This window comes from Aphanothece microscopica RSMan92, from assembly GCF_046613545.2.
Classification (GTDB): Bacteria; Cyanobacteriota; Cyanobacteriia; order PCC-6307; family Cyanobiaceae; genus NIES-981.
Window position 1 is genome coordinate 1 of sequence record NZ_JBKKKY020000154.1, and the last position, 1,803, is coordinate 1,803.

General features: G+C 69.8%; 2 protein-coding genes. Both read left to right on the forward strand.

The window, feature by feature from the left end; genetic code table 11:
• A partial coding sequence (locus ACLD7X_RS16535; RefSeq protein WP_411424780.1) for a M10 family metallopeptidase C-terminal domain-containing protein occupies positions 1–569 on the forward strand: 569 nt, incomplete at its 5' end.
• 168 nt (positions 570–737) lie between these two features.
• On the forward strand, positions 738–1,803 hold a 1,066-nt coding region (locus ACLD7X_RS16540; protein WP_425625406.1), incomplete at its 3' end, for an ABC transporter transmembrane domain-containing protein.

The following is a 1,803-nucleotide window of genomic DNA, read 5'->3' on the forward strand; positions in this document are numbered from 1 at the left end:
TGGGTGCGGTCCTGCCGCCCGATCCGCCCCCGCCGCCGCCCCCGCCGCCTCCGCCTCCGCCGCCGCCGACGGACAACCCCGCGCCGGCGCTGACGCTGACCGGCAGCAACACCCGGCAGGACAACCTGGTCGGCGGAGCCGGCAACGACACGCTGTCGGGGCTGGGCGGGAACGACACGCTGAATGGGCAGGGCGGCGACGACACGCTGATCGGTGGCGCGGGCCGCGACCTGATGACCGGCGGCGCCGGGGCGGACATCTTCCGCTTCACGGCCGTCGGCGACAGCACGACCAGCGCCCGCACCCGCGACGTCATCCTCGATTTCCAGTCGGGCATAGACAAGATCGACCTGTCGGGGATCGACGCCAACAGCAACCGCGGAACGGCAGCCAATGATGCCTTCGTCTGGCGTGGAACGCAGGCGTTCAGCGCGGCGGGTCAGGTGCGGTATTCGGACCTGGGCGGCGGTGTCTGGCTGATCGAGGGGAACGTGGACAATTCGCTGCGCGCCGACTTCTCGATCGAGGTGCGTGGCGGGCCGATCCTGGCCACCGACGTGATCCTGTAGCGGCGGCCGCCTCCATACCGATGACAGGCAAGAGGGCCGTTCCGGCCCTCTTGCGATGATGGAAGCCCGGATCCCGGTGCTGCGCCCGCCGGGGGAAACCGGGGGGACCAGAGCACCGGGTCCGGGCGATTGCCGACGAGGACGAGTATGCAGAACAGTCGCCCCGGCGTGATCCGGATCGCCCTGCGCCAGAACCTGGGGCTGCTGACGGGTGTCGGCATCTTTTCGGGTGTCATCAACATCCTGGCGCTGACCGGGGCGATGTACATGCTGCAGGTCTATGACCGGGTGATCCCGTCGCGCAGCATTCCCACGCTGGTCGCATTGACGGTGCTGCTGGTGGTGCTGTTTGCCGCCAACGGCCTGCTGGATGTCTTTCGCAGCCGGATCATGAGCCGCATCGCCATCCGCCTGGATGAGGCGCTGCGCACGCCTCTGTTCGATGCGGTGCAGACGCTGGCGCTGCAGTCGCGGTCGGATGCCGAAGGGCTGCTGGCCATTCGCGATCTGGACAGGCTGCGGTCGTTTCTGTCGGGGGCGGGCCCGGCGTCGCTGTTCGATCTGCCGTGGATCCCGGTCTACCTGTTCATCATCTTTCTGCTGCACCCGCTGCTGGGCTGGTTCTCGCTGGCCGGGGCGGCGCTGCTGATCGCGGTGACGCTGGCGACGGAAATGCTGAGCCGCGGCCCGAGCCTGCATGCCAGCGCCAGCGGCAGCCAGCGGCTTGCGCTGGCCGGGGTCGCCGGCCGCAACGCCGAGGTCGTCCGGGCGATGGGGTTGGGCCCGGTGCTGTCCGCGCGCTGGAACGGCCTGAGCGAGCGGCACCTTGTCGACCAGATCCGGGCGTCGGATGCCGTGGGGGGCATGTCGGTCGTGTCGAAGAGCCTGCGCCTCTTGATGCAGTCGGGCATTCTGGGCCTTGGGGCCTTTCTGGCGGTGCGCGGCGAGGTATCGGCGGGCGTCATCATTGCCGGATCGATCGTGATGTCGCGCGCCCTGGCGCCCATCGAGACGGTGATCCAGCACTGGCGTGGCTTTGTCGATGCGCGGCAGGCGGCGGGTCGGCTGAATGCGTTGCTGGGCCTGATCGAGGCCGGAACGCGGCCCGTGACCGACCTGCCGGCGCCGCATCTGACGCTGCGCGTGGAGACCCTGAGCCTGGCGCACCCCGGCCAGACGCAGCTGACGCTGCAGGGCATCGACCTTGCGCTCGGGGCGGGTGAGGGTCTTGGCG